Source organism: Microbacterium sp. LWS13-1.2 (assembly GCF_040144835.1).
Taxonomy (GTDB): domain Bacteria; phylum Actinomycetota; class Actinomycetes; order Actinomycetales; family Microbacteriaceae; genus Microbacterium.
This window is the reverse complement of the sequence record NZ_CP151632.1, coordinates 3,866,847-3,888,844: the sequence shown is the minus strand read 5'-3', so window position 1 is coordinate 3,888,844 and position 21,998 is coordinate 3,866,847. Positions and strand designations below refer to the sequence as shown.

Here is a 21,998-nt window from a genome sequence, read left to right as displayed (position 1 = left end):
AGAAACGGATGCTGTCACCCGATGACATCGCGGCGATCGCCGACGAGCTGGCCGAGGCCGACCGCACGCACGGCGTGATCCCACGCATCACGGCGCGGTACCCCGACGCGACCGTCGAGGACTCCTACGCGATCCAAGGGGTCTGGCGCGACGCCAACGTCGCTGCCGGCCGGACGCTCGTGGGGCGCAAGATCGGGCTCACGTCGAAGGCGATGCAGCACGCGACGGGAATCACCGAGCCCGACTACGGCGTCATGTTCGACGACACCGTGTACCGCTCCGGCGCGGAGATCCCGGTCGACGTCTTCTCCAACGTCCGGATCGAGGTCGAGCTCGCATTCGTGCTCAAGACGCCGCTCGAAGGCCCCGACTGCACGCTCGACGACGCACTCGCGGCGATCGACTACGCCGTCCCCGCCCTCGAGGTGCTCAACTCGCACATCGAGCTCGAGGGTCGCACGATCATCGACACGATCGCCGACAACGCGGCCTACGGCGCGATGGTGCTGGGCACCGTGCGCAAGCGCCCCGACGAGATCGACCTGCGCTGGGTCCCCGGCGTCCTGAGCCGCAACGGCGAGATCGAAGAGACCGGCGTCGCCGCGGGTGTGCTGGGCCACCCCGCGACGGGCGTCGCATGGCTGGCCAACAAGTTCCACCAGCACGGCGCGCGCCTGGAGGCCGGCGAGATCATCCTCGCCGGATCGTTCACGCGCCCCATGTGGGTGTCGCGAGGCGATAGCGTGCTGTGCGACTACGGACCGATGGGAGTCATCGAATGCCGCTTCGTCTGACCCCGACCTTCCGCGACGCGCTCGCCGGCGCCGAGCGTCCGCTGGCGGGCATGTGGGTGTGCACCGGATCTCCGCTCGTGGCGGAGATCTGCGCCGGGGCCGGCCTGGACTGGGTGCTCATCGACATGGAGCACTCTCCCAACGGCCTCGAGTCCGTCCTCGCGCAGCTGCAGGCCGTCGCCGCCTATCCGGTGACGCCGGTGGTGCGCGTGCCCATCGGCGACGTCGTGACGATCAAGCAGGTGCTGGATCTCGGAGCTCAGAACCTCCTGGTGCCGATGGTGTCGTCCCGAGCGGATGCCGAGGCCGCCGTGGCGGCCGTGCGCTATCCCCCGCGCGGCACCCGCGGTGTGGGCTCGGCGCTCGCACGCTCGGCGCGATGGAATCGTGTCGACGGGTACCTGCAGGACGCCGACGCCCACGTATCGCTCTTCGTGCAGATCGAGACGACGGCGGGTGTCGAGGCCGCCGCCGAGATCGCCGAGGTCGACGGCGTCGACGGCGTCTTCGTCGGACCCTCCGACCTCGCCGCGTCGATGGGGGTGCTCGGCCAGCAGACACATCCGGATGTCGTCGCCGCCGCCCTGCGCGCATTCGACGCCGTGCGCGCGGCGGGCAAGCCGGTCGGGGTCAACGCGTTCGACCCGGTCGCGGCGGACGCCTACGTCGAGGCGGGAGCGGGGTTCGTGCTCGTCGGCGCCGACGTCGCACTCCTGGCGCGAGGGTCCGAGGCTCTCGCCGCCCGCTTCGTCCCCACCGACGCCGCCGGCGAGCGCACGTCGTACTGACGCGCCGGCAGCGACATCCGCCCGATTCCTCCCGTCGGCGGAACGTGGCACAGTGAACGCATGAAGAAGTGGGTCGTGCGGTTCGCGTCGCTGCTCGTGTTCAACATCCTCGTTCTGCTCGTGGTCGGCTGGCTCACGCCGGCGCGCGTGGGCTGGGCGGCGCTGTGGGCGGGCATCGTCCTGACGGCACTCGTCATCTGGATCAAGCCGCTCGTCGAGAAGTGGTTCCGTTCGATGGCGGCCAAGTCCGCCGGGCAGCGCACGAGGGCCGGCGAGAAGCTGGTCGAGTTCTTCCTGGCCTTCGCGGTCGCCTTCCTCGTGTGGATCGCCACCGTGCTGTTCACCGGCGTCTCGATCGGCGGCGGCATCTTCGGCGCGTTCTGGGGCTGGGTCCTGCCTCCCGTCTTCCTCCTCATCGGCTGGGCGATCTACGGCGCGATAGACGACAAGGTCGAAGGTCACGCGGGGACGCTCTACGACAAGGCGACCGGGACCCAGGCCGCGGGGACGGCTGCCGCGACCTCGGCGCCCGGGGTCCCGAGCCCTCGGGACACTTATCCCGGTGCACCGGCGCCCGCGACCGAAGCGGGTCGTCGCGAGCTGAACGACGGTCTCACCGACGAGCAGCGCCGCATGCTCGACGAGCTCGGAAAAGGCTGATTCGCCCGATCTGTCGATCGGGGACGGCGGAGATCGTCATAGGGGTGTCGCAATCCACCAGAAAGGACGACGCCATGCGGTACGCACTGCTCCTGCACTACCCCGAGATGACACCTGAGGACCTCGGTCCCGAAGCGCTGGCCGAGGGCATGCGCGAGTTCGACGAGTACGCCAAGGCGCTCGACGAGGCCGGCGTGCTGATCTCCGCCGAGGTGCTCCAGCCCTCCGCGGTGACGACGACCGTGACCGCGGCCGACGGCTCGCTCCGTGTGCAGGACGGCCCCTTCGCCGACACGAAGGAGCAGCTCGGGGGCACCTTCGTCATCGACGTCGACGACCTCGACGCTGCGATCGCGTGGGCCGGCCGAGCTCCGTCGACGGGATGGGGAGCGGTCGAGGTGCGGCCGAGCGCGACCCACTTCCACGACGGCGCCTGGACGACCTTCGCGCGCTGATGCCGACGGACCCCGCGCCCCCTCCGCACGGCGGCGGCGCGCTGCACGGAGCACCCGGGAGCGTGAATCCCGATGACGCCGCACGCCAGGACGCCGCCCTCTCGGTCGCCGAGCGCGCTGCGCGGGCGTCGTACGGCCGCATCCTGTCGATCCTCGCCGCCTCCACGAACGACCTGGCTCTCGCCGAGGACGCCCTCGCCGACGCATTCGAGCGCGCACTGCGCACATGGCCGGATGCCGGCATCCCCGCCAATCCCGAAGGGTGGCTGGTCACCGTGGCTCGCAACCGCCTGCGCGACGCTCTGGGCTCCGCGTCGCACCGCCGCGGCGTTCCCCTCGACGAGGGGATCGCCGCAGCGCGTGCCGACGAGCATGCCGTCGACGCGCTCACGGCGCTCGAGCAGAGCGAGGCGATCCCCGACAAGCGACTGGAGCTGCTGTTCGCCTGCGCGCACCCGGCGATCGACCCCGCGGTCCGGACCCCGCTCATGCTGCAGACCGTGCTCGGCTTCGACGCCGCCGCCATCGCCGGCGCGTTCGGGGTCGAGCAGGCGACGATGGCGCAGCGGCTCGTGCGCGCGAAGCGGCGGATCCGCGACGCCGGCATCCCGTTCCGCATTCCGACGCGCACCGACATGCCCGCTCGCCTGCCCGCGGTGCTCGAGGCGATCTACGGCGCCTACGCGATCGGCTGGCTCGATCAGGGCGACGAGCCGCGGGAGTCGCTCGCCGATGAGGCCCGCTGGCTCGCGGTGCTCACGGCGACGCTCCTCGGCGACGAGCCGGAGGCATGGGGACTCGCCGCGCTTCTCACCTACGCGCAGTCCCGGGCGCCAGCACGAGCCGAGGAGCCCTGGCCACCGCTCGACGAGCAGGATCCGACGCTCTGGGACCGCGCGCTTATCGCCGAAGGCGCCGCGCTGCTGCGCCGCGCCTCCGCTCTCGGCCGACCGCTCGGCCGCTTCCAGCTCGAGGCTGCCATCCAGGCCGTGCACTGCGACCGTGCCCGGACCGGCGAGCTCGACATCGAGTCGCTGGTGAAGCTCTACCGGGGCCTCGTCGCCATCGCACCGACCGACGGCGCGCGGGCCGCGCTGGCCGCCGCGGAGGACCGGCTGCGCGCCCGATGATCGTCCCGCAACCGCCCCGCTGAGTAAACCTGTTGACTCACTGCGAGTCAACTGGTTTACTTATTGTGTGTCCGACCGGCTGACCTTCACCCTCCACGAGCTCCTCGCGGAACTCGACGCCTTCGCGGACGCCGCACTGCGGTCCGGCTACGGCGTGACGTTCAACCACTTCCAGTTCCTTGCGGTGCTGTACGACGCCGAGCCCGCCGACATGACGACGCTCGCGCACTGCCTCGGAGTCACCAAGGCCGCGGTCAGCAAGCGCGTCCCCGCCCTCGTCGAGGAGGGGTGGATCACCGCGCAGTCCCCGCCCGGGGCCGGCCGCAGCATCCTGCTCTCCCTCACACCCAAGAGCACCGAGCTGGTGCGTGACGCGGGCGCCGCGCTCGAGCGGGAGTTCGCCGCGATGCTCACCGACCCGGCGCTCGGGGACGACCCGATCGACGCGCCCCGTCTGAACGCGCAGCTCATCGCCCTCACCGCCTTCGTCAAGCAGCAGCCCTCGCCCCGCGGACGCACGGCCATACCAGAGGAGACCCGCGCATGAACGCTCCCCGCATCCTCGTCGTGATCGGCACGCCGCTCGCCGGCAGCCTCAATCACGCGCTCGCCCACTCCTACGCCGACGCGGCGCGCGCCGCCGGCGCCGAGGTGCGCCTCGTCGACCTCGCGCGCGACGCGGTGCCGCGGCATCCGTCGGAGCGCAACGAGATGCGCCTCCCCCGCAGCGATGCCGACGTGCCGCTCGACCCTGAGGTCGCCGCCTACGTCGCCGACGTCGATTGGGCGGATCACCTGGCCTTCTTCTTCCCCCAGTGGTGGGGCTCGTACCCGGCGGCGCTCAAGACCTGGATCGACCGCGTCTTCCTGTCGGGCTTCGCCTACCGCTACCGCGCCACCGGCCGCCTGTGGGACAAGCTGCTCACCGGCCGCACGGCGCGCATCGTGATGACGATGGACTCCCCGAAGATCTGGAACGCCTGGGTCTACCGCAACGCCGCCATCCGGTCGCTGCGCAACGCGACGCTGGAGTTCTGCGGCATCCGCGTCCGCGCCGTCACGCGGCTCGCAGAGGTGCGCCACCGCAGCGACGCCGACCGCGAGCGCTGGGTCGGCGGCATGGCATCCCCCGGGACGACGGATGCCGGATCCGTCGTCGCCCGTACCAGGGACGAGCTCGTCCACGCCTGATCGTCGCAGCACCCACGCGGAAGCGGCGGGCGCCGCGGCACCCGTCTCCGGGATGTCGTGCCACCTGCCGCGTCGACAGGGATGGATGCCTCAGCCTGCGGCGCGCTCCGCGGCCTCGACGACGTTGGTCATGAGCAGGGCGACCGTCATGGGGCCGACGCCGCCGGGGTTGGGCGACAGGTACCCGGCGACCTCGGCGACGTCCGGGTGCACGTCGCCATACACCTTGGACTTGCCGGTCTCGGGGTCTTCCTCGCGCGTGACGCCGACGTCGAGCACGGCGGCGCCGGGCTTGACGTCCTCGGCGCGCACGATGTGCTTGACGCCCGCGGCCGCCACGATCACGTCGGCCTGGCGCAGGTGGCGCGGCAGGTCGGTCGTGCCGGTGTGCGTCAGCGTCACGGTCGCGTTGATCTCGCGGCGGGTGAGCAGCAGGCCGATCGAGCGCCCGATCGTGACCCCGCGGCCCACGACGACCACATCCTTGCCCCTGAGGTCGTAGTCGTTACGCAGCAGCAGCTCGATCACGCCGCGCGGCGTGCACGGCAGCGGCGTGGTGATCGGCCCGTTGACGTTGAGCACCAGCCGGCCCAGGTTGGTCGGATGCAGGCCGTCGGCGTCCTTCGCGGGGTCGATGCGCTCGAGGATCGCGTCGGTGTCGATGTGCTTCGGCAGCGGCAGCTGCACGATGTAGCCGTGGCACTCCGGGTCTGCGTTGAGCTCGTCGATCAGCGCCTCGACGTCGGCCTGCGTGGCGTCGGCCGGCAGCTCGCGCTGGATCGAGTTCATGCCGATGGCCTCGGACTCGCGGTGCTTCATGCCGACGTACAGCTGCGACGCCGGGTCGGCGCCGACGAGCACCGTCGCGATGCCGGGCGTGATGCCATTCGCCTTCAGCGCCGCGACGCGCTCGCGGAGCTCCTTCTTGATCCGGGCCGCCGCGGCGCGCCCGTCGAGCTTCTGCGCGGTCACTGCTCGAGCCCCGGGTAGAGCGGGAAGGCTGCGGTCAGCGCGGCGACCCGCGCCCGCAGCGCCTCGACGTCGGCGTTCGGCAGGAGCGCGAGGGCGATGACATCCGCGACCTCGGTGAACTCCGCATCGCCGAAACCGCGCGTCGCGAGCGCCGGCGTGCCGATGCGCAGGCCCGAGGTGACCATGGGCGGCCGCGGGTCGTTCGGCACCGCGTTGCGGTTGACGGTGATGTGGATCTCGTGGAGCAGGTCTTCGGCCTGCTTGCCGTCGATCTCGGCGTTGCGGAGGTCGACGAGCACGAGGTGCACGTCGGTGCCGCCCGAGCGGACCGCGATGCCGGCATCCTTCACATCCTGCTGCGACAGGCGCTCGGCGATGATGTGTGCGCCGCGCAGGACGCGCTCCTGGCGCTCCTTGAACTCGGGGGTCGCGGCGAGCTTGAACGCGGTCGCCTTGGCGGCGATCACGTGCATGAGCGGGCCGCCCTGCTGACCCGGGAACACCGCGGTGTTGAGCTTCTTGGCGAGGTCGGCGTCGTTCGTGAGGATGAAGCCCGAGCGAGGGCCGCCGATGGTCTTGTGCACGGTCGACGAGACGACGTGGGCGTGCGGCACCGGGCTCGGGTGCAGGCCGGCGGCCACGAGGCCGGCGAAGTGCGCCATGTCGACCCACAGCAGCGCGCCGACCTCGTCGGCGATCGCGCGGAAGGCGGCGAAGTCGAGCCGGCGCGGGTAGGCGGACCAGCCGGCGATGATCACCTTGGGCTGGTGCTCGATCGCAAGGCGACGCACCTCGTCCATGTCGATGGTCGAGGTCTCGGGGTCGACGCCGTAGGCGACGATGTTGTAGAGGCGACCCGAGAAGTTGATCCTCATGCCGTGGGTGAGGTGGCCGCCCTGGTCGAGCGAGAGGCCGAGCAGCGTGTCGCCGGGGCGCGCGATGGCGTGCAGCACGGCAGCGTTGGCCGTGGCGCCGGAGTGCGGCTGGACGTTCGCGAACTCGGCGCCGAACAGCGCCTTCGCACGCTGGATGGCGAGCTCCTCCGCGACGTCGACCTCTTCGCAGCCGCCGTAGTAGCGGCGGCCGGGGTAGCCCTCGGCGTACTTGTTGGTGAGCACCGAACCCTGCGACTGCAGCACCGAGACGGGCACGAAGTTCTCGGAGGCGATCATCTCGAGGTAGCCGCGCTGGCGCTCGAGCTCGCGGTCGAGCACCTGGGCGATCTCGGGATCGACCTCAGAGAGAGGGGCGTTGAAGAACTGATCGGTCATGCGATCTCCTGACGACGGCTTGCTGGATAATCCCCGGGGCGGGGTCACATCGGCCCAGGCGTGCGGTCGAATGCCGTAGTCGGTCGCTCCCCGGTGGTGTCCCACCTCAACGCCAGTCGCGACACCCCGAGCATAACGGACGCCGGGTGACGCCTGCATCGGAGGTTCCGGTAGGCTGAACCGCATCCTTTTTGTTAGGACTCTTTACATGAATCGTCGACGAGGACGGACTGCCGCCGCTGCGGTCCTCGTCGTCGCGCTGCTGGCCGGCTGCGCGCCGGTCGCACAGAATGGAGACACCGTGTCGCTTCCCGCCGTCGTCCCCGCGCCCGCCTCGATCGAGGCGGGGTCCGGTGCGCCGTTCCGGCTGTCGTCCGCCACGACGGTGACCGGAGAGAAGGATGCCGCCGCCGCCCTCGCGGCGGTCGTCCAGGCCCGCGCCGGACTGTCCCTGGCATCCGTCGACGACGGAGCCGCCATCGACCTGCGGATCGACCGCTCGGCGGGCTCGGGCGCCGAGTCGTACCGCATCGCGGTGGACGAGGCATCCGTGGTCGTTACCGGCGCCGACGCGGCCGGTCTGTTCTACGGCGTGCAGACGCTCGGCCAGCTGATCGCCCTCGACGGCGGCGAGTGGACCGTGCCGGCGGTCACGATCGCAGACGCCCCGCGCTTCGCGTACCGCGGCGTCATGCTCGACGTCGCCCGCCACTTCCACCCGGTCGAGACCGTCAAGGGGTACATCGACCGCGCGGCCTCGCTGAAGTTGAACGCGCTGCACCTCCACCTCACCGACGACCAGGGCTGGCGCATCCACCTCGACTCGCGTCCTGAGCTGACCGCGCGCGCCTCGGCCACCGCTGTCGGCGGAGATGCCGGCGGGTTCTACTCGAAGGACGACTACCGCGAGATCGTGGAGTATGCGGCATCCCGGCACATGATCGTGGTGCCAGAGGTCGACATGCCCGGCCACACGCACGCCGTCGGCCTGGCCTACCCGGACCTCGCCGAGGACCCGACGATCAGCGATCACATGCGGGAGATCATCCGGGACTACGGCGGCGAGGAGCCCCACGCCGGCGTGCCGTACGAGGGCATGGCCGTCGGCTTCTCCTCGGTGAAGGTGCATGAGGAGGCGACCTACGACTTCGTCGCCGACGTGTTCGGCGAACTCGCCGCGATGACGCCGGGGCCCTACCTCCACTTCGGAGGCGACGAGTCGCTCTCGACCAGTGACGAGGACTTCGCGGCCTTCGTCACCCGCGCGAGCGCCATCATCGCCGACCTCGGCAAGACACCCGTCGCGTGGCACGAGGCCGGCGCCGCGGCCGACATCGCAGACACCACCCTCGGTCAGTACTGGGGCTACCGCACACCCCAGGAGGGCATGGCCGAGAAGGCACGCGCCTTCGTCGACAACGGCGCGCAGCTGATCCTCTCCCCCGCCGACGCCATCTACCTCGACATGAAGTACCCCACCGGTCCCGAGCTCGGCCTCACGTGGGCGAACGGGCCGACGAGCGTCGAGCGCGCCTACTCGTGGGAGCCGTCGGACGTGATCCCGGGGATCGACGACTCCGGCATCCTCGGCGTCGAGGCGCCGCTGTGGACAGAGACGATCAGCACGGCGGCCGACATCGACACCATGGCATTCCCGCGGGCGGCTGCGGCCGCCGAAGCAGCCTGGTCGCCGAAGACAGGGACGAGCGAGCTGCGCACGTGGGCCTCCTTCCGCGAGCGCGTCGGCGCACTCGGACCGCTGTGGACGAGCATGGGCATCGGCTTCCACCCGTCCGAGGAGATCCCCTGGGCCACCGAATGACCCGTCTCCGCACGAACGCCGCCCACTGACCGGGAGACCGCATGAGCACCCTCGTCCACTCCGTACGCCTGCTGGGCTCCGCCGCTGTCGACAGCGGTCGCGACGACGCGTGGGCGCTGTTCGACGGCGAGCGGGTCGTGGCGGCGGGCGCCGGCGACGAACTCCCCCGTGCCGACGAGACGGTGGACGGCGGGGGCGGATGCCTCGTCCCGGGCTTCGTCGACATCCACGGGCACGGCGGTGGCGGTGCCGGCTTCGACGACGGCCCGGACGCCATCGCCACCGGCCGCGCGATCCACCGTGCACACGGGACGACGCGCGCCGTGCTGTCGCTCATCACCGCCCCGATCGATGAGCTCGCCGCACGCGTGGCCATGGTGGCCGATCTCTGCGACGCCGATCCCACGATCCTCGGCTCGCACCTCGAGGGCCCCTTCCTCGACTCCGGCCACAAGGGCGCGCACACCGAGTCCTTGCTGCGTGCGCCGGACGCGGCATCCGTCGATCGCCTGATCGAAGCGGGCCGCGGCACCATCCGCCAGGTCACGCTGGCCCCCGAACGGCCGGGTGCGTTCGATGCGATCCGGCGCTTCGTCGACGCCGGCGTGGCCGTCGCCGTCGGCCACACCGACGCGGATGCCGCCACGACCCGCCGCGCGTTCGACGCCGGCGCGACGCTGCTGACGCACGCGTTCAACGCGATGCCCGGCATCCACCACCGCGCGCCCGGCCCCGTGGTCGCAGCGCTCCGCGACGACCGCGTCACGCTCGAGGTCATCGCCGACGGCGTCCACGTCGACCTCGAGCTGATCGCGACGCTCTTCACGGTCGCCGGCGACAGGATCGCCCTCATCACCGACGCGATGGCGGCCGCCGGCTCGCAGGACGGCCGGTACGAGCTCGGCGGTCTGGGCGTGCGCGTCACCGACGGCGTGGCGCGGCTGGAACAGGGAGGCGCGATCGCCGGCTCGACCCTCACGCAGGACGCCGCCCTGCGCCACGTCGCGGGTGCGGGCGTCCCCCTCGATGTCGTCGTGCGCGCGCTCGGCGCCCAGCCCGCGCGCGCGATCGGCCGCGACGATCTCGGGACCCTCGACATCGGCGCACTGGCCGACGCCGTGCTGCTCGACGCGGGCCTCGCGGTCCGCCGGGTGTGGGTCGCCGGCAGCGCCGTCTGACACCCGGCGCCTCAGCGGGATCGGCTCAGCGGGCTCGGCTCAGCGGGATGGCTCGGCGGGCTCGGCTCAGCGGGCCCGGAGTGATCGCCGGGCTGTCACCGCCGCACGGGGGTCGTGACGGCCGTGCAGACGAATGCAGGCGGGGCCGAAGGTCCCTCCCCCGAGATACCTTCGAGCCCCGCCATGTCCGCGACTTCGCCGCGGGGGGGCGGCCGCCGTCATGCCCCACACAAGGGCGGCCAACCACTCTGACCAAAGAGACCGCGCGCAGGGCGATCTATTACGTCACTTCCTCAGAATTTTCTCGGACTCGGAAGCCGCGGCGGGCGACGATCATCCGCCACTGGTCAAATCGCGTCACGGCGACGACAATGGAACGAGCCGCGCCGCTGATCGCGACGCGAACCCGGGATGCACGACGTTCGCCGTGCGCCCGCGGGACTGGGGGCCTGATGGATCACGACGAAGTGCGCGAGCACGATCCCGACGTCGTCGCAGACACCGACCTGGTGCTGCAGACGCGCTCGGGCGACACCTCGGCGTTCGCCGAGCTGTGGCGGCGTCACTATCGCGCGGGGGTCACGGTCGCCCGCAACATGACGTCCAGTCTCGATGCCGACGATCTCGTCCAAGAGGCCTACACGCGCATCTACCACTCCATCGTCAACGGCGGCGGGCCCACAGGATCCTTCCGCGCCTACCTCTTCACGAGCATCCGCAACACGGCTGCGGCCTGGGGTCGCGCACGGCGCGAGACGCCGTACGAGGAGCTCGACGGCGTCGAGGCCCCCTCCGGCGGCGAGCACGAGAGCGAGGCCGCGCTCGACCGCAGCCTCACCCACCAGGCGTTCCGGAGTCTGCCCACCCGGTGGCAGGAGGTGCTCTGGTACTCCGAGATCGAGCGGATGAAGCCCGCCGAGATCGCACCGCTCCTCGGAATGAAGGCGACCGCCGTCGCGCAGCTGACGTTCCGCGCCCGCGAAGGGCTCCGCGAGGCGTGGATCCAGGCCCATCTGCGCTCGATCGCCGACGGGTCGGACTGCCAGTGGACCATCGAGCGCCTCGGAGCCTACGCGCGCCACAATGTCGGCCGCCGCGACCACATGAAGGTCGAGCGGCATCTCGCGGGCTGCGTGCGGTGCTCGATCGTCGCCAGCGAGGCCAAGGAGGTCTCGAGCCGGCTGGCGCTGGTGCTGCTCCCCCTCGCCCTCGGCGCGGCCGGCACCACTGGCTACCTCGCGACGATGCAGGGCGGCGGCGCACCGCTGGTCGCACTGGCCGCGATGCCGTCGAGCGTCGTCCAGGGCGGCGTGGCCGCGAGCCCTGTCGGCGTGACCGGCGCGGCCGCAGGATCCACGAGTGCGGCGGCGAGCACCACCGGCGCCGCTGCCGTCAGCACGAGCGCCGGAGCCGCCGGTGCGGCCACCGCCGTCGGAACGACCACCGCCGTGGCGGCGAGCGCTGCCGGCGGATCCGTCGCCGTCGGCATCGGGGCCGCATCCGGGCTCGCTGCGGCGAGCCTCGTCGTCGTCGGCGGTGTCGTGGCGGCAGCCGTCGGGCTTCCTCCGGCAGCTCCCGCCCCCATACCGACGAGCGTGGTCGACTCCACCGTCCTCACCCCCACCGAGGTGACCGAGAACGAAGACGCCGACGCCGAGGGCGTCGAAGACGGCATCCTGCAGCTGCCGGCGCCCGGTCCGGGTCCGTCGGACCTCCCGCTGATCGCGGAGCTCGGAACAGTGGAGGAAGGACAGTCCGGCAACGCGGTCACGCCTCGCAACGGCGGCGCCGCCGGCAGCGGCGACGACGCCGGCACCGGAACGCCCCCGGAAGAGGACAGCGGTGCCGGCAACGGCAACACCGGCAACGGCGGCGCCGAGAACGGCGCCGGCAACGGCGCCGGCAATGGGAACCCGGGCGAGAACGGCACCCCCACGAACGGCACGGGCAGCGGCAACGGCGGCAACACAGGGAACGGCGGAACCACCGGAAACGGCACCCCCCCGAACGGCACCGGCAACGGCAACGGCGGCAACACCGGCACCGGCAACGGCAACGGCGGCAACCCCGGTGAGGGGAACGGCGCGGAGAACGGCAAGCCGAACTCCGCTGGAACGGTGAACGGCTCGGCGCATCCGTACGGCACGGCCGCCGTACTGGACCTCGAGGTCAGGCCCGTTCGCGGTGGCCGTCCGGCGGGTCAGACCCCCGCCGCGCCGAGCGCGTCGGCAGCACTGGCCCACGCGCCGGCTGCCGCTGTGGATTCCGACACGGATGCCGGACCTGCAGCCGCCTCGACGCCCGCGGGCGCTGGGACCTCGGTCGCGCCGTAGCCCCACCGTCTGCACGGCGCGATCCCTGCGTCGCGGGGCAGCGCCCGAGGCGGCTGCGCCCGAGCCTCCGCCGTAGACTGGAGGCCATGTCCGACACGCCGAACGTCACGCCCGCACCGCCCGCCGAACCGGCGCCGGGAACCCGCGCGCCGCTCTCGGCGATCGACCTGGTCGCGTTCGTGTGCGAGATCTTCGCCTTCGGGACGCTCGCACTGTGGGGCTTCACGATGTGGCCGTTCCCGTGGAACATCGTGGCGGGCATCGCGGCGCCTGCCGTCGCGATCCTGCTGTGGGCTCTGTTCGTATCGCCGCGCGCGGTGTTCGCGGTGCACCCGTTCGTGCGCGCGATCGTCGAGCTGCTCGTGTACGCGTCGGCGACGATCGCGTGGTGGTCGATGGGCAACGCCTGGATCGGGCTCGCCTTCGGCGTCGTCGCGGTCACCGCGGGGGTCATCGCCGGTCGCCGGCGTCTGTCGTGAGCCCGGGCGCGGACGCGCTCGCTCTCCTGAGCGCAGAACTCGGAGAACGAGTCGACACCGCGCCGGAGTCGCTCGCCGCCGCGCGCGCCGACAAGTCGGGGCACGCGGCATCCGGTCAGCCCATCGCCGTCGTCCACGCGCGCAGTGTCGAAGACGTCCAGCAGACCCTCCGCATCGCAACCCGCACCGGCACCCCCGTCGTCACGCGCGGCGCCGGCACCGGCCTCGCGGGCGGCGCCAACGCGGGACAGGGTGAGATCGCCCTCTCGGTGCGCGAGATGGACCGCATCCTCGAGGTGCGCCCCGATGATCTGCTCGCCGTCGTCGAGCCCGGCATCCTGAACGCCGACCTCAACGCCGCCCTCGAACCGTTCGGGCTCTGGTGGGCCCCCGATCCCGCGAGCCGCGCGATCTCCACCGTCGGCGGCAACATCGCCACGGGTGCCGGCGGCCTGCTCTGCGCCAAGTACGGCGTGGTGCGCGACGCCGTACTCGGTGTCGACCTCGTGCTCGCCGACGGGCGCCTGCTGCAGCTCGGCCACCGCACCGTCAAGGGCGTGACCGGCCTCGACCTGACCTCGCTCGTCATCGGCTCCGAGGGGACCCTCGGCGTCGTGGTCGGCGCCACGCTCAAGCTCCGTCGCCTCGTGCCCGGCGAGGTCTGCACGATCGCGGCCACCTTCCCCGACGTACGGAGGGCGGCCGAGGCGTCCGCCGCCGTCACCGCATCCGGTGCGCAGCCCGCGATCATGGAGCTGATGGATGCCGCGTCCCTCGCGGCCGTGCACGCGCTCCTCTCGCTCGACCCGCCCACGGCGGGGGCCGCCCAGCTCACGATCCAGACCGACGGGCCCGCTGCGGCAGCGGAGGCCGACGCGATCGCGGCGGTCCTGCGCATCGCCGGCGGCAATGTCGCCCTCTCTCACGACCGTGAAGAGGGCGAGCGGCTGCTCACGATCCGACGGTCGATGCATCCGGCCATGGAGTCGCTCGGCACGGCGCTCATCGAAGACGTCTCGGTGCCCCGCAGCGCCCTCCCCGCCATGTTCGACGAGATCGCGCGCGTCGAGCGCGAGCACGGGATGGTCATCCCGACCGTCGCCCATGCCGGCGACGGCAACCTCCACCCGAACTTCATCTTCGCCGGCGAGCCGGACGAGTCCGGCGTGATCGAGGCGCCCGAGCATGTCTGGGCGGCCGCCGACGACCTCTTCCGCGCCGCGCTGCGCCTCGGAGGCACCCTCACCGGAGAGCACGGGGTCGGTGTGCTGAAGCGCCGTTGGCTCGCCGACGAGCTGGGCGACGATCAGTGGGAGCTGCAGCGGCAGATCGCGCGCGTCTTCGACCCGCAGGGCATCCTCAACCCCGGCAAGGTGTTCGCCGCCTGACCCCCCGCCTGCCCCCCCCCCCCCCCCCCCCCCCCCCCCCCCCCCCCCCCCGCCGGACTCCCCCTGTCGCCAGATCAGGTGATTTCGCGGAGGTAGGAGAATTCGCGCGGAAACGTCCTACCCCGGCGAAATCACCTGATTTCGGCACGGGCACGCGAGCCGGAGGGAACGGTCAGGCGGCGGGAGGGAACACCTGGACGGGGTCGCCGGAGGGTGCCGGGCGACGCTGCGCGAGGACGATGGCGAGGATGCCGAGGGTCACCGGCGCCGCGAACGACGCGAGCTGTCCTAGCCCGAAGAGCAGGATCAGCCCATCGACCTCGGTCCTGCTCTGGTCGATCCCCATCGCGATCGCCAGCACCTGGGCGAGGATCTGCGGCACGACGACGGCTGCGAGCGCCCACGTGGGTGCCCACCGCAACCGTCCGGTCACGACCCCGGCGCGCGCGATCTGCACCACGAGCACGACCGCCGCCGCAACCTTCGCGGTCAGCGAGATGTAGCCCCAGACCTGATAGAACTCCGTCGTGGCCTCATCGAAAGGCATCGCCCACGTCAGCACGCGCTCCGCGAAGGGCCACAGCGCGAGGACGAGCCCCGCCGTCACGCCCAGCGGACGTCGCGCGACGATGCTCCCGCCGCGGCCCACGCCGAACGCGAAGACGAGCACGCTCGTCGAGAACGCGGCGATCGAACCCCAGTAGAGGACGGTGTGGAACGGCAGACTCGCCGCGAATGCGTTCGGCGCCGCGAACGCGGCGACAGCGCTCACGATGAGGAGCACGCCGCCGAACATGAGGGTGCGCGGCAACCCGTCGGCTCGCGCGGGGGGCGCGTCTGCGCGGTATGGGGCGACGTGAGACGCGCCACCGGTGCCTCGTGGAACGGGTGGAGGGGCGGTCACGCCGTCGGCGGCATCCGTCATGCTGTCAGCCTAGGACTCAGATGCCCTGCCAGTCGGGCTTGTTGTCGTAGGCGTAGCGGTAGTAGTCCGCGCGGGTGAGCTGCGCTGCGGCCGCCTCGTCGACGACCACTGTCGCATGCGGATGCAGCTGGATCGCGGAGCCCGGCAGCGACGCCGACAGCGGGCCCTCGACGGCGCCCGCGACCGCCGCCGCCTTGCCCTCGCCGAACGCCAGCAGCACGAGGTGCCGCGCACGGAGGATGGTGCCGAGGCCCTGCGTGATGCAGTGCATGGGCACGTCGTCGACCGACGCGAAGAAGCGCGCGTTGTCACGTCGGGTCTGCTCGGTCAGCGTCTTCACGCGCGTGTGCGAGGCGAACGACGAGCCGGGCTCGTTGAAGCCGATGTGACCGTCGGTGCCGATGCCGAGGATCTGGAGGTCGATGCCGCCCGCCTCGCGGATGGCGGCCTCGTACTCCTCGCCGTGATGCTCGATGCCCTCGGGGGTGCCGTCCGGCGTGCGGATGCGCGACGGGTCGAACCCCAGCGGCTCGACGACCTCGCGCGTGATGACCGAGCGATAGCTCTCGGGGTGCGCCGGGTCGATGCCGACGTACTCGTCGAGCGCGAACCCGCGCACGCGCGACACGTCGACGCCCTCCAGCCGCGTGCGCAGCGCCTCGTAGACGGGCAGTGGCGTCGATCCGGTCGCGAGCCCGAGGACGGTCTCGGGGTTCGCGCGCAGCAGACCGGCGATGTGGTCGGCGACGAGCGCCCCGGCCGCCGCCTTGTCTCGGACGATGACGATCTCAGCCATGAACCAGTGCCTCCTCGGCGTCGTGTGCGGCGTCGCCGTCCGCACCCACCAGAGCCGCGCCGAGCGCTGCGGCCGGAGACCCCGGCGGCAGCAGCTCGACCCGTTCGGTCAGTTGCAGCGAGCGCATGAACGGGGATGCCTCGGCGCTGGCCGACAGCTCGGCTGCGACATCCGTCATCAGTCGATCGCCCAAGGCCGTCACACCCCCTCCGAGCACCACGATATCGACGTCGGCCGTCAGCACCAGTACCCGCACCGCCGCCGCGACGCCGCGGGCCAATCCGGCACGCAGCTGGAGCGCCGACGGATCGCCCTCGTCCGCGGCGTCGAAGACGTCGCGCACCGGCAGGGCCGAGCGCTTCGCCCACCGCTCGGCGATCGCGCCGCCGCCTGCGAAGGCCTCGATGCAGCCGCACTGACCGCACCGGCAGAGCGGGCCGCTCGGGTCCACGGAGATATGGCCGACCTCGCCGGCGGTGCCTCGCGCGCCGCGCCACAGCACGCCGTCCGACACGATGCCCGCGGCGATGCCGGTGCCCAGATTGAGGTAGGCCATCGAACCCGGCGCGGGCGAGGCGTTGCCCGTGTGCAGCGCATGAGCGCCGAGTGCGGCGGCCTTCACATCGTTCTCGACCTGCACCGGCCCGCCCAGTCGCGGGGTGACGCGCCGCAGCTGCGGCGCCACCATGGTCGCGAGGTCGAGCTCGTCGACGCCGAGGTTCACCGCGTGCACCACGCGACCCGTGCCCGGCTCGATCTGCCCCGGGATGCCGACCCCGACCGACCGCACGGCCGAGAGGTCCACACCGGCTTCGGCCCCGAGGGCGCGCACGGCGTCCACGACCGTCTGGGCCACGGCATCCGGCCCCCAGCCGGTGGCCATGCGGATGCGGCCGGCGATCGCTCCTGCGGAGTCGACCGCGACGGCGTCCGTCTTGGTGCCGCCCACGTCCAGCCCGACCTTCATCGGCCGGCCTCCCCACGGAAGGCCGCGTCGTCGTGCGCGCGCATCAGCCCTTGACCGCCCCCGCGACGAGTCCGCTGGTCATGCGGCCCTGGACGATCACGAAGAACACGATCACCGGGATCGCGACGATGGTGGAAGCCGCCATCACCTCGCCCCAGTCGATCGCCCGGCTCGAGCTCTGCTGCACGAAGCCGCGCAGCCACAGCGGCAGTGTCTGGTTCTCGGCGTTCATGATCACGAGGGCGACGGTGAACTCGTTCCAGCACTGCAGGAAGGCGAAGACGCCGGAGGCGACGAGCCCGGGCGCGAGCAGCGGCAGGGTGATGCGCATGAACGCCTGGGTGCGGCTGAGGCCGTCGACCATCGCCGCCTCTTCGAGCTCGGCGGGGACGCCGACCACGAAGCCGCGCAGCATCCACACGGTGAACGGCACGACGGCCGCGATGTACAGCAGGCTGAGGCCGAAGATGTTCGAGAGCAGCCCCAGCTCGCTCATCATCTTGTACTGCGCGATGAACAGGCCCTCGGCCGGCAGCATCTGGATGACGAGGATCGCGAGGATGAACGAGAGACGGCCGCGGAAGCGGAACCGGCTGATCGCCACCGAGGCGAGGAAGGCGAACAGCAGGCAGCAGAACACCGCGATGATCGTGACCGAGAGGCTGATGCCCAGCGCGCTGAAGAACGAGCCGTCGATCACGCCGCGGTAGTTCGCGAACGAGCCGCCGAACGGGACGAAGGTCGGCGTGAAGGACTCCAGCGTCGCCGACGAGAGCATCGACGAGTTGAACATCCAGTAGACCGGGAACACCCAGATCAGCGCGACGAGGATCGCCAGGATGCTCCAGCCCCAGGTCGCGGCGGAACCGCGGCGGCGGCGCTTCGGGGCGGGCGCCGAGGGGCGGTCGGATCCGGACCGGGGCGGCGCCTGCGTAGGCGCGAGTTGTGCGGACGCGGACATCAGACCTGGTCCTCCTTCAAGAGACTGCGGATGTAGAACCAGCTGAGGACGATTGTGAGCGCGAGGACGAAGATCGCCATCGCCGCGCCCTGACCGAAGTTGAGGCCGGCGACGCCCATCTTGTAGATGTACGTGCCCAGCAGGTCGTAGTCGCTCGAGTTCGAGCCGGCGTCCTGCAGCATCGTGATCTGCGTGAAGACGCGCAGATCCCAGATGAGGTTGAGCAGCAGCACGATCATGAGCACCGGGCGGATGATCGGCAGGACGATGTACTGCAGACGCTGCCAGCCGGTCGCGCCGTCGAGCTGGCTGGCCTCGACCATCTCCGTCGACACCTGCGTGAGTCCGGCGTAGGCCGAGAAGGCGACGAAGGGCACCGACATCCACGTCACGATGATCGACGCGACGATGAAAAAGACGAACGGCTCCCCGCCGATCCAGTTGAACTGGTTCATGTCGACGCCCGGAATGAGGTCGAGGAGGTAGTTGACGACGCCGCGACGGCGGTCGAAGAGCCAGATCCACACCGTCATCGCCGCGACGACGGGCATAGCCCAGGCCAGCAGCAGCGCGATCTGCAGGGTGATGCGCACGCCCGACGGGACGCGGGTCATCAGGAGGGCGAGCCCCATGCCGATGGCGACCGTGATCAGCGCCGTGACCAGGCAGAAGATCACCGAGCGCACCGCGACCTCCCAGAAGGTGGGGCTCGTGGCGACCGCGATGTAGTTCTCGAGTCCGACGAAGTCGGGGGCCTTGCCGCCGAGCTGCTGCAGCGCGCCGTACTTCTGGAAGGACGTGATGACCTGCCACACGACGGGGTAGCCCATGCCGAACAGCAGGATCGCGATCGCGGGGACGAGCAGGGCGTAGGGAACGGGTGAGCGGCGTCGGCCGCCGACGGATGCTTCGGTGTCGGCGTCGCGGCCGGCGCCGCGCTTGCCGGACGCTTTCAGTGTGGTGGGGGCAGGAACCGCCATGCCCGCCTCCTTCAGGGTATCGCAGGGGACCGGGGTCGCGGACGCGTGTCCGCGACCCCGGGAGTGGTGCAGGTCTCAGCCGTTGATGATGGCGTCGATCTTCTCGTCGTACTCCGCGGCCAGTTCCGGGATGTCGCCGCCCGCTGCGACCTTGCCGAAGAACTCCTCGAGGATCTTCTGGCCCTCGACCGCCGCCCAGCCGGGCGCGGCCGGGGTGAGCTTCGAGTTCAGCGCCGAGTCGATGAGCGCCGTGGCGAAGATGTCGTCACCCAGCGAGTCGACGAACTTCGTGTTCGCGGGGCCGAGGCCGTTCTCGCCGAGCATCTGCTGGTACTCGTCGGAGAAGATGATGCGCATCAGCTCCTTGGCGCCCGCCTGCTTCTCACTCTTGGCCGAGATGCCGATGTTCGAGCCGCCGGCGAAGACGGGAGCCGCCTCTCCCGCGGTCGTGCCCGGGAGCGGGAAGACGCCGAAGGTGTCGTCGTTCCACTCGCGGACCTCGGACACGGTGCCGTCGTCAGCGGTCTTCTCCTCGACGAAGTCGCCGATCGACCAGTGCGCCCAGCCGGGTGCGATGATCGTGGCGGCCGTCGGCGGGTTGCCGTTCTTGTCGTTGTTGATGTTGACCCACGGCGTGCTGTCATCCTCGGTCGCCGGAGCGTTGGAGGCCTTCGTGAACAGGTCCTGGAACTGCTCGAGGCCGGTGATGGTCTTCTCGTCGCTCAGCGTCGAGACCCAGGTGTCGCCGTCCTTCGTGGCGAGCTCGCCGCCGTTCGCGAAGATCCACGAGACGCCGTTGCGCCAGTCCTCGCCGCCGATGTAGAAGCCCGACTGGTCGGCCGTGCGCAGCGTCTTGATGTCCTCGTTGAACTCTTCGAGGGTCGTGGGCACCTCGAGGCCCGCGGCCTCCCAGATGTCCTTGCGGTACGTGATGTAGCGCGAGCCGAAGTAGTACGGCAGCGCGTACTGCGCGCCGTCGACCGTGCCGACGTCGACGAACGACTGGAGCAGGTCGGACCCGCCGAGGTCGTCGTAGATCTCGCTCAGGTCGCTGAACGCGCCCGAGGTGGTGAACGTCGGCGACCAGGTGTTGCCGATCTCGGTCACGTCGGGGGTGTTCTTCGCGTCGGGCAGCTGGTTGGCCAGCTTGGTCAGCGCGTCGCCCCAGGACTGCTCCTCGATCGTGAGGGTGCCGCCGGTCGCCTCGCTGTACTCGTCCTTCAAGTACTCGCGCAGCTCATCGGGGGTGTCTCCGCCCATGACCCAGAACGTGATGTCCTGGTCCTTGGCGCCGTCGGGGTCGAACCCCGAGGCATCGTCCGATCCACCGGGGGTGGTCCCGCCGGCGCAGCCGGCGAGCACCAGTGCCGAGGCGCCGATGAGCGCCACGGCTCCAAGCGTCTTCTTCATGGTGTCTTCCTTCGTGTGTTCTCTTGGTGTTCGGGTGGGCCGGGTGACCCATCCGGGGGGAACCGGGGCTTCCGGGTGGTGACCCGGAGGGTAGGGCCGGGGCTCCGTGCGGAGCCTCCGGGGGACAGCGCTGTGTCAGGACACCCCGAGTTGTCCTGACAGGACCATGACGGCTGCGCCGCGCAGGACGATGTCCTGGCCTTGCTCCGTCATCCGCACTCGCACGCCTTCGTCCACGGACGGCGCGAGCGTGCGCGCACGGAGGGTCTCGACGGCTTGTTCCGCGAGGGAGCCGCCGAGAAGTTCAGGGGGACCGGAGAGCACGATCTCCGAGACGTCCAGCGCACCGACGACGGGAGCGAGCGCGATGCCCAGCCGCTCCCCCGCGTCGCGCAGGATGCCCTCGTACGCTTCGGGATCGGATGCCGCGCTCAGCCGCGACGTCAGCGAGGGCACAGAGAGCCACGCCTCGAGGCATCCGACCTTGCCGCACGCGCACTGCGGGCCGCCGTCGGTGCCGACCGTGACGTGGCCGATCTCACCCGCGGCGAAGCGGCTGCCACGCATGGGCTGACCGGCCAGCAGCAGCCCCGAGCCGACGCCTCGCCCGACCTTGACCAGCAGCACGTCGTCGGGGGCGCCGCCGAACGTGTACTCGGCGAGTACGGCGGCGTTGGCGTCGTTGGCGACCAGGACAGGAACCCCGAGCGCGCTGCGCAGCGCACCCTCGAGATCGAAGCCGGCCCAGCCGAAGTTCGGCGCCGTGAGGATCACACCCTGGTCGTCGACCACACCGGGCGTCCCGACGCCGATGCCGAGCACGGGCGCGTGCGAGTCGGCGACGAGCGCACGCGCCAGCTCGACGACCGTGGCGACGACGTCCTCGTCGGCGGGGAGCGCGACTTCGCGACGCGCGACGATGCTGCCGTCGAGCGTCAGCACGGCGCCGATGAAGGTGTCGCTGCCGGAGAGGTCGAGCCCGACGATGCGATGCCCGGCGTGATCGAGGTCGACCAGGATCGCGGGCTTCCCCGGACCGGACGCCTCGCGCACGCCCATCTCGGCGACGAAGCCGTCGGCGATGAGCTCGCCGACCAGGTCGGAGATGGTGACGCGGGTGAGGCCCGTCTCTCGGGAGAGGTCGGCCCGGCTCATCGCCCCCTGGTGGAACAGGGTCTGGAGCACGAGCGCGCGGTTGTGGCCGCGGGCGTGCTCGGGGAGTACTTTGGTCCCCTGCCGCAGCGTGCGGCCGGGAACGAAGGCGCGAGCGTTCGCGGTGCTGTGCGGCGCGTCGGCAAGGGAAGGGCCGCGCTGCGCTTCCGTGTTGGGCATGTTTGTTAGTAGACCTTACGAACCCGCTTTGCGCAAGTCCGTGACGTCTATTTGCGTGGATGCTTTACAAAACCGTGACCTACCGGACATGAGCGGCCACCGCAGGCCTGGTCCATTTCCGGCTGTGACCGGCGATTCATCTGTGATGAGGCCGTGACCGTTCGGG

At 71.2% G+C, this 21,998-nt stretch carries 21 protein-coding genes and 1 riboswitch; of the genes, 12 read left to right on the top strand and 9 right to left on the bottom strand.

Annotation, left to right across the window (positions count from 1 at the left end):
- Positions 1-8 precede the first annotated feature (8 nt).
- The 7 genes from MRBLWS13_RS17940 to MRBLWS13_RS17910 all read left to right on the top strand — a co-directional run bounded on the left by MRBLWS13_RS17940 (position 9) and on the right by MRBLWS13_RS17910 (position 5,018).
- Positions 9-794 carry a fumarylacetoacetate hydrolase family protein gene (locus MRBLWS13_RS17940; protein ID WP_349426681.1) on the top strand — a complete coding sequence of 262 codons (786 nt, stop codon included), beginning with the start codon at positions 9-11 and terminating at the stop codon, positions 792-794.
- Positions 779-1,582 (top strand): aldolase/citrate lyase family protein, encoded by an 804-nt coding sequence (locus tag MRBLWS13_RS17935; protein WP_349426680.1) that lies wholly within the window; start codon positions 779-781, stop codon positions 1,580-1,582. The genes MRBLWS13_RS17940 and MRBLWS13_RS17935 overlap by 16 nt, the downstream gene beginning before the upstream one ends.
- 60 nt (positions 1,583-1,642) lie before the next feature.
- Entirely contained in the window at positions 1,643-2,242 is a 600-nt protein-coding gene (locus MRBLWS13_RS17930; protein ID WP_349426679.1) for a hypothetical protein, read from the top strand.
- A gap of 74 nt (positions 2,243-2,316) precedes the next feature.
- On the top strand, positions 2,317-2,697 hold the full coding sequence (locus tag MRBLWS13_RS17925) for a YciI family protein (protein WP_349426678.1): 381 nt from the start codon (positions 2,317-2,319) through the stop codon (positions 2,695-2,697).
- A gap of 62 nt (positions 2,698-2,759) precedes the next feature.
- Positions 2,760-3,827, top strand: coding sequence for a DUF6596 domain-containing protein (locus tag MRBLWS13_RS17920; RefSeq protein ID WP_349426677.1), 1,068 nt, complete (start codon positions 2,760-2,762; stop codon positions 3,825-3,827).
- 67 nt (positions 3,828-3,894) lie between these two features.
- Complete coding sequence (locus MRBLWS13_RS17915) at positions 3,895-4,374, top strand: MarR family transcriptional regulator (RefSeq protein ID WP_349426676.1); 480 nt, start codon at positions 3,895-3,897, stop codon at positions 4,372-4,374.
- A complete protein-coding gene (locus MRBLWS13_RS17910; protein WP_349426675.1) occupies positions 4,371-5,018 on the top strand; it encodes an NAD(P)H-dependent oxidoreductase in 648 nt (215 codons plus the stop codon). Before MRBLWS13_RS17915 ends, MRBLWS13_RS17910 begins: the two co-directional genes overlap by 4 nt.
- A gap of 90 nt (positions 5,019-5,108) precedes the next feature.
- Here the strand turns inward: MRBLWS13_RS17910 and MRBLWS13_RS17905 are convergent, their stop codons facing one another.
- Positions 5,109-5,990 (bottom strand): bifunctional methylenetetrahydrofolate dehydrogenase/methenyltetrahydrofolate cyclohydrolase, encoded by an 882-nt coding sequence (locus MRBLWS13_RS17905; protein ID WP_349426674.1) that lies wholly within the window; start codon positions 5,988-5,990, stop codon positions 5,109-5,111.
- Positions 5,987-7,261: a serine hydroxymethyltransferase gene (gene glyA, locus MRBLWS13_RS17900; RefSeq protein WP_349426672.1), complete on the bottom strand. Its 1,275-nt coding sequence runs from the start codon at positions 7,259-7,261 to the stop codon at positions 5,987-5,989. The genes MRBLWS13_RS17905 and glyA overlap by 4 nt, the downstream gene beginning before the upstream one ends.
- A gap of 45 nt (positions 7,262-7,306) precedes the next feature.
- A riboswitch (ZMP/ZTP riboswitch) is annotated at positions 7,307-7,391 on the bottom strand.
- 78 nt (positions 7,392-7,469) lie between these two features.
- Between glyA and MRBLWS13_RS17895 the strand changes: the two genes are divergently transcribed.
- The 5 genes from MRBLWS13_RS17895 to MRBLWS13_RS17875 all read left to right on the top strand — a co-directional run bounded on the left by MRBLWS13_RS17895 (position 7,470) and on the right by MRBLWS13_RS17875 (position 14,461).
- Entirely contained in the window at positions 7,470-9,083 is a 1,614-nt protein-coding gene (locus MRBLWS13_RS17895) for a beta-N-acetylhexosaminidase (RefSeq protein WP_349426671.1), read from the top strand.
- A 41-nt stretch (positions 9,084-9,124) separates the two neighbouring features.
- Positions 9,125-10,261 (top strand): N-acetylglucosamine-6-phosphate deacetylase, encoded by a 1,137-nt coding sequence (gene nagA, locus MRBLWS13_RS17890; protein ID WP_349426670.1) that lies wholly within the window; start codon positions 9,125-9,127, stop codon positions 10,259-10,261.
- A 452-nt stretch (positions 10,262-10,713) separates the two neighbouring features.
- A complete protein-coding gene (locus MRBLWS13_RS17885; RefSeq protein ID WP_349426669.1) occupies positions 10,714-12,594 on the top strand; it encodes a sigma-70 family RNA polymerase sigma factor in 1,881 nt (626 codons plus the stop codon).
- A gap of 86 nt (positions 12,595-12,680) precedes the next feature.
- Positions 12,681-13,073 (top strand): YrdB family protein, encoded by a 393-nt coding sequence (locus tag MRBLWS13_RS17880; protein ID WP_308868181.1) that lies wholly within the window; start codon positions 12,681-12,683, stop codon positions 13,071-13,073.
- The gene (locus MRBLWS13_RS17875) at positions 13,070-14,461 is read left to right on the top strand and encodes an FAD-linked oxidase C-terminal domain-containing protein (protein WP_349426668.1); all 1,392 of its coding nucleotides are present in this window, start codon (positions 13,070-13,072) and stop codon (positions 14,459-14,461) included. The genes MRBLWS13_RS17880 and MRBLWS13_RS17875 overlap by 4 nt, the downstream gene beginning before the upstream one ends.
- 172 nt (positions 14,462-14,633) lie before the next feature.
- Here the strand turns inward: MRBLWS13_RS17875 and MRBLWS13_RS17870 are convergent, their stop codons facing one another.
- The 7 genes from MRBLWS13_RS17870 to MRBLWS13_RS17840 form a co-directional block, all read right to left on the bottom strand.
- On the bottom strand, positions 14,634-15,386 hold the full coding sequence (locus tag MRBLWS13_RS17870) for a hypothetical protein (protein ID WP_349426667.1): 753 nt from the start codon (positions 15,384-15,386) through the stop codon (positions 14,634-14,636).
- Between the two features lie 16 nt (positions 15,387-15,402).
- Positions 15,403-16,182 carry a glucosamine-6-phosphate deaminase gene (locus MRBLWS13_RS17865; RefSeq protein WP_349426665.1) on the bottom strand — a complete coding sequence of 260 codons (780 nt, stop codon included), beginning with the start codon at positions 16,180-16,182 and terminating at the stop codon, positions 15,403-15,405.
- Positions 16,175-17,149 carry an ROK family protein gene (locus MRBLWS13_RS17860; RefSeq protein WP_349426664.1) on the bottom strand — a complete coding sequence of 325 codons (975 nt, stop codon included), beginning with the start codon at positions 17,147-17,149 and terminating at the stop codon, positions 16,175-16,177. The genes MRBLWS13_RS17865 and MRBLWS13_RS17860 overlap by 8 nt, the downstream gene beginning before the upstream one ends.
- 43 nt (positions 17,150-17,192) lie before the next feature.
- Positions 17,193-18,110, bottom strand: a complete 918-nt coding sequence (locus tag MRBLWS13_RS17855) for a carbohydrate ABC transporter permease (RefSeq protein WP_349426663.1) — start codon at positions 18,108-18,110, stop codon at positions 17,193-17,195.
- Complete coding sequence (locus MRBLWS13_RS17850) at positions 18,110-19,090, bottom strand: sugar ABC transporter permease (protein WP_349426662.1); 981 nt, start codon at positions 19,088-19,090, stop codon at positions 18,110-18,112. Before MRBLWS13_RS17850 ends, MRBLWS13_RS17855 begins: the two co-directional genes overlap by 1 nt.
- Before the next feature lie 75 nt (positions 19,091-19,165).
- Positions 19,166-20,500: an extracellular solute-binding protein gene (locus tag MRBLWS13_RS17845; RefSeq protein ID WP_349426661.1), complete on the bottom strand. Its 1,335-nt coding sequence runs from the start codon at positions 20,498-20,500 to the stop codon at positions 19,166-19,168.
- Positions 20,501-20,635: 135 nt separating this feature from the next.
- Positions 20,636-21,832, bottom strand: a complete 1,197-nt coding sequence (locus MRBLWS13_RS17840; RefSeq protein ID WP_349426660.1) for an ROK family transcriptional regulator — start codon at positions 21,830-21,832, stop codon at positions 20,636-20,638.
- Between the last annotated feature and the right edge of the window lie 166 nt (positions 21,833-21,998).